General features: G+C 67.8%; 19 protein-coding genes. 13 read left to right on the forward strand and 6 right to left on the reverse strand.

Annotation, left to right across the window (positions count from 1 at the left end; all coding sequences use genetic code 11):
- The first annotated feature begins 2 nt into the window (after positions 1-2).
- The 3 genes from E7773_RS06435 to rsmA are packed head-to-tail and all read left to right on the forward strand — an operon-like array spanning position 3 to position 3,143.
- Entirely contained in the window at positions 3-1,304 is a 1,302-nt protein-coding gene (locus E7773_RS06435) for a peptidylprolyl isomerase (RefSeq protein WP_293989625.1), read from the forward strand.
- A 19-nt stretch (positions 1,305-1,323) separates the two neighbouring features.
- A complete protein-coding gene (pdxA, locus tag E7773_RS06440; protein ID WP_293990003.1) occupies positions 1,324-2,325 on the forward strand; it encodes a 4-hydroxythreonine-4-phosphate dehydrogenase PdxA in 1,002 nt (333 codons plus the stop codon).
- Positions 2,322-3,143, forward strand: coding sequence for a 16S rRNA (adenine(1518)-N(6)/adenine(1519)-N(6))-dimethyltransferase RsmA (gene rsmA, locus E7773_RS06445; RefSeq protein WP_293989628.1), 822 nt, complete (start codon positions 2,322-2,324; stop codon positions 3,141-3,143). Before pdxA ends, rsmA begins: the two co-directional genes overlap by 4 nt.
- Here the strand turns inward: rsmA and E7773_RS06450 are convergent.
- Genes E7773_RS06450 through guaB form a run of 3 tightly spaced genes read right to left on the reverse strand, consistent with a single transcriptional unit; the run spans position 3,136 to position 6,325 of the window.
- The gene (locus tag E7773_RS06450; RefSeq protein WP_293989631.1) at positions 3,136-3,639 is read right to left on the reverse strand and encodes a tetratricopeptide repeat protein; all 504 of its coding nucleotides are present in this window, start codon (positions 3,637-3,639) and stop codon (positions 3,136-3,138) included. The two genes, rsmA and E7773_RS06450, sit on opposite strands and share 8 nt — an antisense overlap.
- A 33-nt stretch (positions 3,640-3,672) precedes the next feature.
- Positions 3,673-4,857 carry an RsmB/NOP family class I SAM-dependent RNA methyltransferase gene (locus E7773_RS06455; protein ID WP_293989634.1) on the reverse strand — a complete coding sequence of 395 codons (1,185 nt, stop codon included), beginning with the start codon at positions 4,855-4,857 and terminating at the stop codon, positions 3,673-3,675.
- Positions 4,858-4,867: 10 nt separating this feature from the next.
- Positions 4,868-6,325, reverse strand: a complete 1,458-nt coding sequence (guaB, locus tag E7773_RS06460) for an IMP dehydrogenase (protein WP_293989637.1) — start codon at positions 6,323-6,325, stop codon at positions 4,868-4,870.
- 171 nt (positions 6,326-6,496) lie between these two features.
- Here guaB and E7773_RS06465 point away from each other — a divergent pair, with 171 nt between their 5' ends.
- From E7773_RS06465 to E7773_RS15560, 3 genes are read left to right on the forward strand one after another with little or no spacing between them, the layout of a single operon-like run.
- Entirely contained in the window at positions 6,497-7,456 is a 960-nt protein-coding gene (locus E7773_RS06465) for an SPFH domain-containing protein (protein WP_293989640.1), read from the forward strand.
- Entirely contained in the window at positions 7,453-7,662 is a 210-nt protein-coding gene (locus E7773_RS15555) for a hypothetical protein (protein ID WP_363129994.1), read from the forward strand. Before E7773_RS06465 ends, E7773_RS15555 begins: the two co-directional genes overlap by 4 nt.
- Positions 7,659-7,904: an NfeD family protein gene (locus tag E7773_RS15560; protein ID WP_363129996.1), complete on the forward strand. Its 246-nt coding sequence runs from the start codon at positions 7,659-7,661 to the stop codon at positions 7,902-7,904. The genes E7773_RS15555 and E7773_RS15560 overlap by 4 nt, the downstream gene beginning before the upstream one ends.
- Here E7773_RS15560 and E7773_RS06475 read toward each other — a convergent pair.
- The 3 genes from E7773_RS06475 to E7773_RS06485 are packed head-to-tail and all read right to left on the reverse strand — an operon-like array spanning position 7,901 to position 10,386.
- Positions 7,901-8,236, reverse strand: coding sequence for a hypothetical protein (locus tag E7773_RS06475; protein ID WP_293989643.1), 336 nt, complete (start codon positions 8,234-8,236; stop codon positions 7,901-7,903). The two genes, E7773_RS15560 and E7773_RS06475, sit on opposite strands and share 4 nt — an antisense overlap.
- A 52-nt stretch (positions 8,237-8,288) precedes the next feature.
- Positions 8,289-8,729, reverse strand: coding sequence for a hypothetical protein (locus tag E7773_RS06480; protein WP_293989646.1), 441 nt, complete (start codon positions 8,727-8,729; stop codon positions 8,289-8,291).
- Between the two features lie 46 nt (positions 8,730-8,775).
- Positions 8,776-10,386, reverse strand: coding sequence for a phosphoenolpyruvate carboxykinase (locus tag E7773_RS06485; protein WP_293989649.1), 1,611 nt, complete (start codon positions 10,384-10,386; stop codon positions 8,776-8,778).
- 132 nt (positions 10,387-10,518) lie between these two features.
- Between E7773_RS06485 and E7773_RS06490 the strand changes: the two genes are divergently transcribed.
- The 7 genes from E7773_RS06490 to E7773_RS06520 are packed head-to-tail and all read left to right on the forward strand — an operon-like array spanning position 10,519 to position 15,063.
- Positions 10,519-11,226, forward strand: coding sequence for a response regulator transcription factor (locus tag E7773_RS06490; RefSeq protein WP_293989652.1), 708 nt, complete (start codon positions 10,519-10,521; stop codon positions 11,224-11,226).
- Positions 11,195-12,784: a stimulus-sensing domain-containing protein gene (locus E7773_RS06495; RefSeq protein WP_293989655.1), complete on the forward strand. Its 1,590-nt coding sequence runs from the start codon at positions 11,195-11,197 to the stop codon at positions 12,782-12,784. The genes E7773_RS06490 and E7773_RS06495 overlap by 32 nt, the downstream gene beginning before the upstream one ends.
- Before the next feature lie 11 nt (positions 12,785-12,795).
- Positions 12,796-13,233 carry an HPr kinase/phosphatase C-terminal domain-containing protein gene (locus tag E7773_RS06500; protein WP_293990004.1) on the forward strand — a complete coding sequence of 146 codons (438 nt, stop codon included), beginning with the start codon at positions 12,796-12,798 and terminating at the stop codon, positions 13,231-13,233.
- Entirely contained in the window at positions 13,230-14,150 is a 921-nt protein-coding gene (gene rapZ / locus E7773_RS06505; protein WP_293989657.1) for an RNase adapter RapZ, read from the forward strand. The genes E7773_RS06500 and rapZ overlap by 4 nt, the downstream gene beginning before the upstream one ends.
- Before the next feature lie 10 nt (positions 14,151-14,160).
- The gene (locus E7773_RS06510; protein ID WP_293989659.1) at positions 14,161-14,568 is read left to right on the forward strand and encodes a PTS sugar transporter subunit IIA; all 408 of its coding nucleotides are present in this window, start codon (positions 14,161-14,163) and stop codon (positions 14,566-14,568) included.
- Positions 14,568-14,837 carry an HPr family phosphocarrier protein gene (locus E7773_RS06515; RefSeq protein WP_293989662.1) on the forward strand — a complete coding sequence of 90 codons (270 nt, stop codon included), beginning with the start codon at positions 14,568-14,570 and terminating at the stop codon, positions 14,835-14,837. Before E7773_RS06510 ends, E7773_RS06515 begins: the two co-directional genes overlap by 1 nt.
- A 28-nt stretch (positions 14,838-14,865) precedes the next feature.
- Complete coding sequence (locus E7773_RS06520) at positions 14,866-15,063, forward strand: hypothetical protein (protein ID WP_293989665.1); 198 nt, start codon at positions 14,866-14,868, stop codon at positions 15,061-15,063.
- Positions 15,064-15,069 lie beyond the last annotated feature (6 nt).

A 15,069-nucleotide genomic window follows, 5' to 3' on the forward strand; every position in this document is an offset into this window, starting at 1 on the left:
CCATGCTTGCCGTCGCCGGCGTCGCGCTGGCGCAGACCGTGCCCGATGCCTCGGTGCCGCAAACCGGGCTCGACATTCCCGAGAACCTCCAGATCTTCGGCAAGCTCGACCCCAACGTCCGCAAGCCCACCGCGATCGTCAACGGCACGGTGATCACCGGCACCGACGTCGACCAGCGGATGGCGCTGATCATCCTCGCCAACCAGTTCAAGCTGAAGCCCGAGGAAGAGCAGCAATTGCGGCTCACCGTTCTGCGCGGGCTGATCGACGAAGCCCTGCAGATTCAGCAGGCGAAAACCGAGGACATCACCGCCAGCTCCGACGACCTCGACCAGGCGTACGCCAAGGTTGCGGCGAACTTCCAGAAGACGCCGGCGGAGTTCGGGCCCTATCTGCGGTCGGTCGGCTCGTCCGCCCGGTCGGTGCGGCGGCAGATCGAGGGCGAACTGGTCTGGCAGCGTTACTTGCGCCGCCGCGTCGCGCCCGGCATCAGTGTCAGCGATGAAGAGGTCAAGAAAATCCTCGACGCCATGAACGCGGCGCGCGGCACGCCCGAATTTCACCTGAAGGAGATTTTCGTCTCCGCGACCCCGGACCGCGTCCCCGCCGTCACTGGTGCTTTGCGCCAGGCGATGGAAGACATGAAGGCCGGCAAGGCGCCCTTCGATTACTACGCCCGGACCATGTCGGAGACGACGACGGCGCCGTCCGGCGGCGAACTGGGCTGGGTCCGGCCGGCGGCGCTGCCCCCCGAGCTGGCAACCGCAGCCAACCAGATGCAAGTCGGTCAGCTTGCCGGGCCGATCGAGAATTCGGGCGGTTTTTCGATCCTGTATCTGGTCGACAAGCGCAAGGTGCTCGAAGCCGATCCGCGCGCCGCCCGGCTCAGCCTCAAGCAGATCAAGATCTCCTTCCCCGCCGGCACCACCCAGGCGGATGCCCAGGCGCGCGCGGCCGAGTTCGCCAAGACGGTCCAGAGCATCAACGGCTGCGGCAGCGTCGGCAAGGCGGCCGCCGGCATCGGTGCGGAAGTGGTCGACAACGACCAGCTGACCGTCCGCGATTTGCCCGGAGCTTTGCAGGAAATGATTCTGAACATGCAGGTCGGTCAGGCGACGCCGCCGTTCGGATCGCCGACCGAAGGCGTCAGCTCGCTCGTGTTGTGCGGCCGCGACGAAGCGCCGGGCGGCAACCTCCCCAGCGCGGGCCAGGTGCAGGATCAGATGGAGCAGCAACGCGTCAATCTGCGCGCCGCCAAGATCCTGCGCGATCTGCGGCGCGACGCGATCATCGAATATCGCTGACCGGAGCGACGATGTGACCATTCTCTCCCCGCTGGCGGTCGCGATGGGCGATCCGGCGGGGATCGGCCCGGAGATCGTCGCCAAGGCCTGGGCGCGGCGTCGCGAAGAGCGGCTGGCACCGTTTTTCGCGGTGGGAGATGCGCGCGCGATCGCTGCCGTTTGGGGCGGGCCGGTCGAGCGGATCGCCGGGCCGGATGAAGCGGCAGCGGCATTCGACGACGCGCTACCACTGTTGAGCGTCGCATGCGCGAGCCAGGTCGTGCCAGGGCATCCCGATCTCGACGGGGCGCGGTGCGCGCTCCATGCGCTCGAACTGGCGACCGGATTGACCAGCGCCGGCGCGGCGTCCGCGCTGGTCACGGGGCCGGTGTCGAAGGCGCAGATGTACCAGATCGGCTTTACGCACCCCGGCCAAACCGAGTTCGTCGCCGAGCGCGTCGGCGTGGCTTCGAGCGCGACCGTCATGATGCTTGCCGGCCCGACCCTGCGCGTCGTGCCCGCGACTACCCACGTCCCGTTTCGCGAGGTGCCCGGGTTGCTCAGCCCCGAGCTGCTGATCGCGAAGGCACGCGTGACGGCGCGCGCGCTTGCCCGCGATTTCGGCATCGTGAGCCCGCGGCTGGCCTTCGCGGGACTCAACCCGCATGCTGGCGAGCAAGGGGCGATCGGGCGCGAGGAGATCGACATAATCACGCCGGCGGTCGAGGCGTTGCGAGCGGAAGGGATCGACGCGACCGGGCCGCTCGCCGCCGACACGATGTTCCATGGGCGCGCGCGCGCGACGTATGACGCTGCGATCTGTTGTTACCACGACCAGGCGCTGGTGCCGCTCAAGACGCTCCACTTCGACGAGGGCGTGAATATTACGCTCGGCTTGCCGATCATCCGGACATCGCCCGATCACGGCACCGCGTTCGGCATCGCCGGGCAGGACCGCGCCGAGCCGGGCGCGATGATCGCCGCGATCCGGCTCGCCGCCGATGCCGCGCGACGGCGCCTCGACGCGCTCGTCACCGCGTGACCGCGACCGAGCTGCCGCCGCTGCGCGAGGTGATCGCGCGGCACGGGCTGTCGGCATCGAAAGCGCTGGGGCAGAACTTCCTGCTCGACGGTCAGTTGCTCACGCGGATCGCGGCGGTGCCCGGCGATTTGGCGGATGCCGAGGTCCTGGAGGTCGGCCCCGGCCCGGGCGGATTGACGCGCGCACTGCTCGCGGCGGGCGCGAAAGTCTTCGCGATCGAGCGCGACCGGCGCTGCATTCCGCCGCTTGCCGAACTCGCCGCCGCCTATCCCGGCAAGCTCGCGGTGATCGAGGGCGATGCGTTGGAGATCGACGCCCCTGCACTGTTCGCCGACCGTCCGCACATCGTCGCCAACCTGCCGTATAATGTCGGCACCGCACTACTCGTGCGCTGGCTGTCGGCGGAATGGCAGCCATGGTGGCAAAGCCTGACGCTGATGTTCCAGCGCGAGGTCGCCGACCGCATCGTCGCGGCTCCCGGGAACGATGCCTACGGTCGTTTGTCGGTGCTCGCGCAGTGGCGATCGAGCGCGCGGATCGCGATAACCGTGCACCGCTCGGCGTTCACGCCGCCGCCCAAGGTGATGTCGGCGGTGGTGCATATCGTGCCGATCGAGCCTCCCGCCGGCGTTCAATTCGCGATGCTGGAGCGCGTCACCGCGGCGGCCTTCGGTCAACGACGCAAGATGCTGCGGCAGAGCCTGAAGGGAGTGCCCGGCGCGATCGACGCCCTGGCGGCGGCCGGGATCGACCCCTCGCGCCGCGCCGAGACGCTATCGGTATCGGAATTCGTCAGCGTCGCGCGCGCGCTTACTTAGCGGCGGCGGTCTCGGGTACCTTGGTCGGTTCCGCACTCGGCGGCGGGCCTTTCGCGATTGCCGCGGTCAGTGCAACAGCATCGGGGCATGGCTTCTTTCCGCACAGCGCCACGATCTTGGCGAGGTTCTCGCGCGCCGGGCCCATCGCCCCCTTGGCAACCAGCGCCTCGCCCTGCCCGCGCAACGCGGCGGGATCGTCGGGCTCGATCAGCAGGGCTTCGCGGTAGAGCTTGATCGCCTTGCCGGGAAGTTGCTGGCGCTCGGCAACATCGGCCAGCACCAGGAACGCCGCGCGGTTGCGCGGGTCGACCGCGAGCGCCGTTTCGATCAGGTCGGTCGCACGGTCGAGATTGCCCGCCGCCGCCGCCGCGCGCCCTTGCGCGAGCAACGCCATCGACCGCGCATCGATCGGCTTGTCGCCGGGCTGGCCGTGCAACGAAGTCGAAACGCTCAATGCCGCAAAGGCTACAGCAAGCGCGGCAGGGAACAGGCGCATGATCGTCTCCACTCGAGGCACAATGTCAGCCGGCTAGCATGGCCGCACAAGGCGCGCGACAAAAAAGCCGTCGGTCTGGTCATGCGCCGGTGTAAGCCGCACGCCGGCGCCGCGCGGACGGCCAAACGGGATGGGCGGTTCGGCGGTCCAGTCGGGGTGCGCCGACAGGAAATGCGTGAGCTGATCCGCGCCTTCCTCGTCGAGCAGCGAGCACACGATATAGACGAGCGCGCCGCCCGGCTTGACCAAGGGCACCGCGACGCCGAGTAAGCGCCGCTGGGTATCGACCAGCCGCTCGATCCGCGCCGGTGTCAGACGCCAGCGCGCCTCGGGGTTGCGGCGCCATGTGCCCGTACCCGAACACGGCGCGTCGATCAGCACGACGTCCGCGCGTGCAGTCCAGTCGGCGAGCGCTGCAGCCTCAGTATTCGGATTTAGCAGGCGCGTTTCGATGATCGACGCGCCGGCGCGTTCGGCGCGCGGCGGCAACCGCGACAGGCGGCCGCGATCGGTATCGGTGGCAAGGATCGCGCCCTCGTTGTTCATCATCGCGGCCAGCGCCAGCGACTTCCCGCCGGCGCCGGCGCACAAATCGATCACCGCCATGCCCGGCGTTACCCGCGCCGCGAGCGTCACCATCTGGCTACCGGCGTCCTGTACCTCGACTTGCCCGCTGCGAAACGCGTCGGTTGCCTCGATCGCCGTGCCCGACGGCAGCCGCAGCGCGTTGGGTAGGCCGGCAATTGCTTTCGCGCCCAGATCGGCGAATAGCGTGGCGGGATCCCCTCCCCGGGAAACGTTCACCCGAAGATCGAGCGGCGCGCGCTCGACCAGCGCAGCGGCTTCGGCCGGGCCGATCTCCGACGCCTTGAAACGCTTGCCGATCCAGGCCGGCACGGTGCCCGCCTTGCTGGACGGCTCGTCCGCCGCGATCGGCGCCGGACCGTGGGGCGACCCGTCGAACGTCGCGGCAATGGCATCGTCGTCGCGCGCCAGCCCGACCATTGCGGCGCGCCCATTCTCCGGCGCTTCGCCCGCGCGCCGGATCGCGGCGTACACCAGCTCGCGCACCGCGCGCCGGTCCTTCGACCCGGCGTAGCGCCGCGTCGCGAAATAGCGCGCGATCAGCGTGTCGCCCGCCGCCCCGCCAGCGCGGGCGGCGTCGATCACCTGGTCGAGAATCTCGATCGCCGCCTGCGTGCGCGCGGCGGGTGTCATCGCCCGATCTTCATCGTGTCGGGTAGTTCGGGGCTTCGCGCGTGATCGTCACGTCATGGACGTGGCTTTCGCTCAGCCCCGCTCCGGTGATCTGCACGAAGCGCGCGCGGGACCGCAGATCGTCGAGCGTGCGCGACCCGGTATAGCCCATCGCCGCGCGGATGCCACCGACGAGCTGGTGGATGACGTCCTTCGCCGGTCCCTTGAACGCGACCTGGCCCTCGATCCCTTCGGGCACCAGCTTCATCTGGTCCTTGATGTCGCCCTGGAAATAACGGTCGGCGGAGCCGCGGCCCATCGCCCCGACCGACCCCATCCCACGGTACGATTTGTACGCGCGGGCCTGGTACAGGAATGTCTCGCCCGGAGCTTCCTCGGTCCCAGCGAGCAGTGAACCGATCATGCACGTCGACGCGCCCGCCGCGAGCGCCTTCGCCATGTCGCCCGAGGTGCGGATGCCGCCGTCGGCGATCACCGGCGTGTCCGACCTGGCGGCCTCCTCCGCGCAGTCGATCACCGCGGTCAGCTGGGGCACGCCAACCCCCGCCACGACCCGCGTGGTGCAGATCGAGCCGGGGCCGATCCCGACCTTGATCCCGTCCGCGCCCGCGCCGATCAGCGCCTTGGCGGCTTCGGCGGTGGCGATGTTGCCCGCGATCACCTGGACCGAATTGCTGAGCTTCTTCACCCGCTCGACCGCGCGTGCGACGTCGCGGTTGTGGCCGTGCGCGGTGTCGATCACGACCAGATCGACCTCGGCATCGACCAGCGCCTCGGTCCGCTCATAGCCCTTGTCGCCGACCGTCGTCGCCGCCGCGACGCGCAGGCGGCCGGCCGGGTCCTTGGTTGCGTCGGGATAATTGACCGCCTTCTCGATATCCTTGACCGTGATCAGCCCGACGCAGCGATAGGCATCATCGACCACCAGCAGTTTCTCGATCCGCCGCTGGTGGAGCAGATGCCGTGCCTGCTCGTGCCCCACCCCGACCGATGCCGTCGCGAGGTCCTCGCGCGTCATCAGCTCGCTGACCGGCTGGTTGGGGTTGCCCGCAAAGCGCACGTCGCGGTTGGTCAGGATGCCGACCAGCTTGCCGCTTGCTTCGGTCACCGGGATGCCGCTGATCTTGTGGTGCGCCATCAGTGCCTGCGCCTCGCCCAGCGTGGCGGTCGGCGCGATCGTGATCGGGTTGACCACCATCCCGCTCTCGTAGCGCTTGACCGCGCGCACCGCGGCGACCTGCTCCTCGACCGAAAGATTGCGGTGGAGCACGCCGATCCCGCCCAGTTGCGCCATGACGATCGCCATGTCGGCCTCTGTCACGGTGTCCATCGCCGAAGAGATCACGGGGATCGCCAGCGAGATGTCGCGCGTCAGCCGCGTCGCGGTCTGCGCCTCGCTCGGCAGCACTTCGGATTCCGCCGGAACCAGCAGAACGTCGTCGAAGGTCAGGCCGAGCCGGATGTCCATGGGAGCGCCAATCTGTCGAATCGAAGGTTGGCGGGCCATGTAAACAACGTCTCCGCGACACGCCAGCCCACGCCGTCGAACCACGTCGCATTTCGCTATAACCGCGCCGCGGTTCTGCTACTATCGGCACACGCCCGGCGGCGTGCCGGGGCGTGGTTTCGGGGGAGTCTCATGGGTCTCGTCATTGCAGGATTGCTGCTTTTCCTGGTCTTCATCTTCATGGTCAGCAGCATCAAGGTCGTTCGCCAAGGCTATCAGTACACGATCGAGCGGTTCGGCAAGTTCACCAACGTCGCGCACCCCGGGCTCACCATCCTGATCCCGTTCTTCGACCGGATCGGCCGACGCGTGAACATGATGGAGCAAGTGCTCGACATTCCGGGCCAGGAGATCATCACCAAGGACAATGCGATGGTCGCGGTCGACGGCGTCGTGTTCTTCCAGGTGCTCGACGCGGCCAAGGCGGCCTATGAAGTGAGCGACCTGTACGTCGCGATCATGCAGCTTTCGACGACCAACCTGCGCACCGTGATGGGCTCGATGGATCTCGACGAAACGCTGTCGAAGCGCGACGAGATCAATACGCGGCTGCTGACCGTGGTCGATCACGCGACCGAGGCATGGGGCGTCAAGATCACGCGCGTCGAGCTCAAGGACATTCGTCCGCCCGCCGACATCGTCAACGCGATGACGCGACAGATGAAGGCCGAGCGCGAGAAGCGCGCGACGATCCTCGAATCCGAAGCCGCGCGGCAGAACGAGATCAACCGCGCCGAGGGGCAGAAGCAGGCGCAGATCCTCGAAGCGGAGGGCCGCAAGGAAGCCGCATTCCGCGACGCCGAGGCGCGCGAGCGCTCCGCCCAAGCCGAAGCGGCGGCGACCAAGATGGTGTCGGATGCGATCGAGGCGGGCAGCAGCCAGTCGCTCAACTATTTCATCGCGCAGAAATATGTCGATGCGGTGCGCGAATTCGCCACGTCGCCCAACGCCAAGACGATCCTGTTCCCGGTCGAGGCGACCCAGCTGATCGGCACGCTCGGCGGGATCGGCGAGCTCGCGAAGGAAGCCATCGGCAACGCGGCGCGCCCCGACGGCGGCGGATCGGTGCCGGCGACGCGGGGGCGGCAATGACCCTGTTCGGCATCACGCTCGGCGTCGGCGAGGCATGGCTCGCCGCGGCCTTGATGCTCGCGATCATGGAACTCGCGGCACCGGGCTTCTTCCTGATCTTCGTCGCGGCCGGCGCGGCGGTGACCGGGTTCGTCATGCTGGCCGCGCCCGATCTGCACCCGATCGTCCAGGCGCTGATGTTCGCGATATTCAGCGGATCGCGGTGACGATCGGGCGGCGCTGGTATCACCGCAGCCCGTCGACCGCCGCGCCGTCGGGCCTCAACGAGCGCACCGCCAAGCTGATCGGCAGGACGGTCGAGGTGTCCGAGCCGATCGTCGCGGGCGAAGGCCGCGTACGGGTCGGCGACGGCGCGTGGACCGCGAAGGGCCCCGACATGCCCGCCGGCGCACGCGTGCGGATCACAGGCGCGGCCGGGAACGTATTGCTGGTGGAGCCGCTGGCCTAGTTCTTCTCGCCGCCGAACAGACCGCCGGCGAGGCCGCCGATCTTGTCCATGATCCCGCCGCCTTCGTTCCCGCCTGCGCCGCCGAGCATGCTCGCGAACTGACCGAGCGCGCCCTCGCCGCCGATATGGCCGACGATCTGGCTGAGGATCCCCGAATCGAGCCCGGTCGAGGCGGCTGCGGCATCGACCGTATCGCCGGGTTGCGGATGCGCCTTGGCGAGTGCCGCTACGGCACTTTCGGCCTGTTCGGGCGAGATACCGACCTTTTCGGCGAGGTTCTTGATGTCGACGTTCGAACCGACCTGGCCGAGGATGCTATCGAGGAACGACATGGTGGAATCCTTATCGGTGCTGGGATCGCCGGGATAGCCCGATGCGGGCGGGCTAGGAAGAGCGGTCGGGCGCGATATGGCCCGTCCTGGCCGCCACCGAGAACAAGCGGTCGCGCGAATAGAGCGTCAGCGGCCAGTCACGGCGGCCTTCGGGCGAGGCCAGCAGCGCGTTGACCTTTGCCGCCAACGGTAGCGCGGGGTCGGTGCGGGCAAGAAAGCCGCGAACGCCGGCGACGAAGACCATCGTGATCGTGTGATGATAGCCCTGCGTCTCGTCGTTCACGCCGCCGACGGACTCGTTGTAGCGCGAAATGATCGAACGTAGCTCCCGCTCGGGATCGATCTCTGGGCGCTCGACGAGCAGCCACAGGCACGAGGCTAGGTGCGCCTCATGCGTCCATTCCGCTTTGGGCAGCGTGCGCGCGAGCAACCCCTCCCCCACATGGCGGACGGCGGCGGCGTCGGCGAAGAAACGGATCTTATGGTCGGTCATTGGTCGGGCTTCCAATTGGAGAGGCCCGACTTCCTGACGGGCCGAATTACGCGGTGGCGGGGGTTCGGGGCGCTGATTGTCGCACGCCCTCGTCGACATGGTCCGCGAATTGCGCGAAATTCTCGACGAACAAATCGACCAGTTTCGCCGCGGTGGCGTCGTATTCGGCCTTGTCCGCCCAGGTCTCGCGCGGATCGAGGATCGCGGCGTCGACCCCCTTCACTGCGACCGGCACCTGGAACCCGAAATTCGGATCGGTGCGGAACGTCGCATTGTTCAAGCTGCCGTCGAGCGCGGCGTTGAGCAGCGCACGCGTCGCCTTGATCGGCATGCGGTTGCCGACGCCGTACTTGCCGCCGGTCCAACCGGTGTTGACCAGCCAGCAATCGACCCCGCCCTTGGCGATCCGCTCCTTGAGCAGATTGCCGTACACCGACGGGTGCCGCGGCATGAACGGCGCGCCGAAGCACGTCGAGAAAGTCGCGTCGGGCTCGGTCACGCCGATCTCCGTCCCCGCGACGCGCGCGGTGTAGCCCGACAGGAAGTGGTACATCGCCTGGTCGGGCGTCAGCTTCGCGATCGGCGGCAGCACGCCATACGCGTCGGCGGTCAGCATTACGACGTTGTTGGGCACGGGCCCCATGTTATCGGGGCTCGAATTGGGGATGAAATCGATCGGATACGCGCCGCGGCTGTTCTCCGCGAGCGTGTGATCGTCAAGGTCGAGCACCCGCGTGACCGGGTCCATCACGACATTCTCGAGCACGGTGCCGAAGCGCTTCGTGGTCGCGAAAATCTCCGGCTCGGCCTCTTCCGACAGGCGGATCATCTTGGCGTAGCAACCGCCCTCGAAATTGAAGACCGCTTCGTCCGACCAGCCATGCTCGTCGTCGCCGATCAACGTGCGGCTGGCATCGGCGGAGAGCGTCGTCTTGCCGGTGCCCGACAGGCCGAAGAACACTGCGGTATTGCTGCCGTCGTGCGCCATGTTGGCCGAGCAATGCATCGGCATCACGCCGGTCAGCGGCAACAGGTAGTTGAGCAGGCCGAACACCGACTTCTTCATCTCGCCGGCGTAGCGCGTCCCGCCGATCAGGATCAGCTTTTCGGTGAAATTGACCGCGATCACCGTTTCGCTGCGCGTGCCGTGCTTTTCGGGATCGGCGTGGAAGCTCGGCAGGTCGATGATCGTATATTCCGGCACGAACCCCTTGAGCTCGCGCGCCTCGGGACGGACCAGCATCGTCCGGATGAACAGGTTATGCCACGCCAGTTCGGTGACGACGCGGACCCGAACGCGGTGCTCCGGCTGCGATCCGCCGAACAGGTCCTGGATATATAGGTCTTCCTTGTCGTTCAGCGCCGCCATGAAATCGCGCTTGAGCGCGGCGAAATGCTCGGGCGACATCGCCTTGTTCGACTTGCCCCACCACACGGTGTTTTCGGTTTCCGCGTCGCGGACGGTAAACTTGTCCTGCGCCGAGCGGCCGGTGTGCCGGCCGGTCTCGACGACCAGCGGACCGTCGGCGCTGAGCTTGCCCTCGCCGCGGCGCACGGCGGCGTCGACCAGCCGCGCAGTCACCAGGTTCCAGTGCAGGTCGGCGCGCGTTTCGATGCCCTGCGATTCGAGCCCGGCGTCCGGAATACGCTCACTCACGATAGAATTCCTCACGGCTGGATGATGGCGCTGCATACGTATGCAGGCGATTGCCCGCGCCCATATCCCCGCGCCCTATCGCCGTCAAACCGCCCATTGAGCGCGTGCCGGCTTTCCTCTACCCACGCGGGCATGACGGCCACGATCGCCCTCGTCGACGACGACCGCAACATCCTCACCTCCGTGTCGATAGCGCTGCAGACCGAAGGATTCCTCACCCGAGTATATTCGGACGGCGAAACAGCGCTGAAGGCATTGATCGACAATCCGCCCGACCTCGCGATCTTCGACGTCAAGATGCCGCGCATGGACGGGCTCGAACTGCTCCGCCGGCTGCGCGAGAAGAGCCAGATTCCGGTGATCTTCCTGACCAGCAAGGACGACGAGCTCGACGAAGCGCTCGGCCTCGCGATGGGCGCCGACGATTACATCGCCAAGCCGTTCAGCCAGCGCCTGCTGATCGCGCGCATCCGCGCGATCCTGCGCCGCACCGAAGCCAGCCAGGCGAGCGCCAATGGCGACGAAAGCACCGCCGAAGCGCTGATCGATCGCGGCCGGCTGCAGATGGACCCGGCGCGGCATCGCGTGACGTGGGGCGGCGACAACGTCACGCTGACCGTCACGGAATTCCTGATCCTGGAAGCGCTCGCGCAGCGCCCGGGCGTGGTCAAGACGCGCAACCAGTTGATGGATGCGGCGTATCAGGACGACATCTACGTCGACGACCGCACGATCGACAGCCACATCAAGCGCGTCCGCCGCAAGTTCCGTGAGGTCGACGGCGATTTCGACGCAATCGAAACATTATATGGCGCTGGCTACCGTTTTTCGGAGGATTGACCCCGGCGGCGAGGACGGTGCCGGTCGCGACCTGTCGCTGCGCTGGTCGGGACGGATTTCGCTGACCACCCGTATCCTCGCGCTCAACATCTTCGCGCTGGCGATGCTCGCGGGCGGTTTCTTCTATCTCGATTCGTACCGCAGCCGAATCCTCGACGCACGCGGCGCGCAGGCGAGTCGCGAGGTCCGGCTGATCGCCGCTGCGATGAATGCGGCCTCACCCGAGCATCGTGCCGCGCTTGCGCTGCAACTGGCGCGCGACACCGGCACGCGCATCCGCCTGTTCAAGCCCGACGGCACGCTAGCGGGCGACACGCGTGCGATGGGACTGCGCAACGTCCAGCTGATCGACCCGACCACGCAAGGGTGGCAGCTGCAAGCCGCGCGGTTCCTCGATGCGATGATCGACACCGTCGTCAACGCGCCGCGCGCGCCGCTCTATCGCGAGCGCCGCGCCGGCGGCGAATGGCCCGACGTGCGGACCGCGCGCACGACTCCGACCGCGCCCGCCACGATCTGGCGCGCGCCCGACCGCACCCCGGTGATCACCGCGGCGGCCGCGCTCGGCGACGGCGAGGTCGTGATGACCACCGCCAACGCGCGCGACATCACCCAGACGGTGCGCAGCGAGCGGTTTCGGCTGAGCGTCGTGCTGGCGATCGTCGCGCTGGTTTCGATCTTCCTGTCGTTGTTCCTCGCGCGAACGATCGTGCGGCCGTTGCGGCGGCTGGCGCGCGCGGCGGTGCGGGTCCGGCTGGGACGAGCACGCGAAGTCGTGGTTCCTCGCCTGCCCTCGCGCCGCGACGAGATCGGCAGCCTCGCGCGCGCGCTCTCCGACATGAGCCAGGCGTTGCGCGCACGGATCGACGCGACCGAAGCCTTCGCCGCCGATGTCGCGCATGAGATGAAGAACCCGCTCGCGTCGATGCGGTCGGCGCTCGAAAGCCTCGGATCCGTCAAGGACCCGGCGTTACGCGAGCGGTTGCTGGCGATCCTGCGTGACGACGTGCAGCGGCTCGACCGGCTGATCACCGACATCGCCGAGGCGTCGCGGCTCGATGCGCAGCTCAGCCGCGCCAAGTTCGACGAGGTCGATGTGGCGGCGATGCTCGACGGGCTGATCGCACAGCGCAACGACCGCGGAATCGAACGCGGCGTGCGCTTCAGATTCGACAACCAAATCCGCGGGCGGGCGTCGGTGATGGGCGAAGGCGCGCGGCTGGAACGTGTGTTCGAGAATCTGTTCGAGAACGCCGTTTCGTTTTCGCCCGACAACGGCTTGATCGCGGTCGGCACGGCGATCGACGGCAGCGAAATGGTCGTGCGGATCGAGGACGAAGGCCCCGGCGTCCCGGTCGAAGCGCGCGAGTCGGTGTTCAACCGCTTCCAGTCGATTCGCCCCGCAACCGAGGAATTCGGCAAGCATTCGGGGCTCGGCCTCGCCATTGCGCGCACCATCGTCGAGGGGCATCAAGGCAGCATCGTGGTGGAATCGCGCGAGGACCGGCTGAGCGGCGCGCGGTTCGTGGTCCGCCTGCCGCTCGCCCCCTATCGGTAAGGACGCCCGTCATCGCCCTCCCCTCATCCGAAACACTCCACGTCTCCAGCGTCGCGATCGGCGGCCGCGCGGTGCTGATCGAGGGTGCGTCGGGAATGGGCAAGTCGGACCTGGCGCTGCGGCTGATCGACCGCGGCGCGACGTTGATCAGCGACGATTACACGCTGCTGACTCGCGTCGAGGGAGCACTCGTCGCATCGGCCCCAGCCACGATCGCGGGTCGGATCGAGATTCGCGGACTGGGTATCGTTCCGCTACCGCATACCGACAGCGCCCCAGTGGCGCTGGCCGTTCGCCTCTCCGACGCCCCCGAACGCCTGCCGATGGGGGAAGACGTGCGGCGGATCGCGGGGGTCGGCATCCGCTCGGTCGCGATCGACGCGCGGTCCGCCTCGGCGCCGATCAAGGTCGAACTGGCACTGAAGCACCTGTGCGGAGCGGCGACATGACCGATGCCAAGGAAATCCTGCTCGTCACGGGCCTGTCGGGCGCGGGCAAATCGACCGTGCTCAAGACGCTCGAGGATCTGGGGTGGGAAACGGTCGACAATCTGCCGCTGCGCCTGCTCGACCGCTTGCTCGGGTCACCGCCTGCGGAAGGCGCCGAGGACGACCAGCGCCCGCTAGCACTCGGCATCGATGCGCGGACTCGCGATTTCGACCCCGAGCGGATCGTCAAGCGGATCAAGAAACTGCGCGACGATCACGGCCACGACATCGGCACGCTGTTCCTCGATTGCTCCGGGTCCGAGCTCGAACGCCGTTTCTCCGAAACGCGCCGCCGCCATCCGCTCGCGCTCGACCGCCCGGCGAGCGACGGCATCGCGCGCGAACGCGAATTGCTCGCGCCGCTCCGACGCTGGGCCAACCGGCTGATCGACACGACCGACCTCGCCGCGAACGAACTGGCGCAGCAGGTGCGCGAGACGTTCGGGACCGAGGGGTTCGGTGAGCCGACGCTCGGCGTGATGTCGTTCGGGTTCGCGCGTGGCGTGCCCCGCAACGCCGACCTGGTGTTCGACATGCGCTTCCTGCGCAATCCGCATTGGGACGAGGACTTGCGCGGCGGGACCGGGCTCGACGCGGATGTCGCGGCCTATGTCGCCGCCGATCCGGCGTACGATGCCGCCATGACGCGGATCGAAGACCTGCTGCTTCTCCTCCTCCCGCGCTACCGCGCCGAGGGCAAGGCGTACGTGACCATCGCGTTCGGTTGTACCGGTGGGAGACATCGTTCGGTGCACGTCGCGGAGCGGGTCGCTGGGCGGTTGCGCGACGCTGGGTTTTCGCCCACGGTCACGCATCGTGATTTGGGGGCGGCGCCGCAGGATTCGCTGGAAGGTGCGCCGCGATGCGATTTGGGATAGCAAGCAGAGCATGATCGGGCTGGTATTGGTGACGCACGGGCGGTTGGCGTCCGAATTCGTGACCGCGATGGAGCATGTCGTCGGCCCGCAGACGCAGGTCGAGGCGATCGCGATCGGCCCCGACGACGACATGGAGGCGCGCCGCGCCGACATCGCCGCCGCGATCGCCAAGGTCGAGGTCGGCAAGGGCGTGATTCTGCTGACCGACCTGTTCGGGGGCACGCCGTCGAACCTCGCGATCTCGCTGCTCGAGCGCGGGCGGGTCGAGGTGATCGCGGGGATCAACCTGCCGATGCTGATCCGCCTCGCTTCGGCGCGCAAGACGATGAAGGTGCTCGACGCGGTGGTCGCGGCGCGCGAGGCTGGCCGCAAATATATCGCGGTCGCGTCCGAAGCGCTCGGCGAGGCCGCGGCCTGATGCCGGTCACCCGATCGGTCCAGATTACCAACAAGCGCGGCCTCCATGCCCGTGCCTCCGCCAAGTTCGTGACGCTCGCCTCGACCCAGCCGGTCGAGGTGATGGTGGTCAAGGACGGCCCCGGCGTCACCGGCACGTCGATCATGGGGCTGATGATGCTCGGCGCCGCGATGGGCGACACGATCACGATCAGCGCCGAGGGCGACGGCGCCGAAGCGACGGTCGGCGCCTTGTGCGAATTGGTCGAAGCCAAGTTCGGCGAGGATTGAGCCGCGTGCGCGACCGGGAGAAACTGCCATGCTCGAAATGCTGCGCCAGGCGCTGGCGGACAACAACAATGTGCTGATGGTGCGGATCTGCACCGCCGGGCAAAAGATCCCCAACGAACGCGCGATCATCGCGGTCGACGAATTGGGCGTCGTCGTACAGGGCGCTAACGACGGCGAATTCTACGTCCAGCCCTGGACCAACATCGCCTGGGTTGCGGTGTCGTGAGCCGAT

The organism is Sphingomonas sp. (assembly GCF_004799495.1).
GTDB lineage: Bacteria > Pseudomonadota > Alphaproteobacteria > Sphingomonadales > Sphingomonadaceae > Sphingomonas.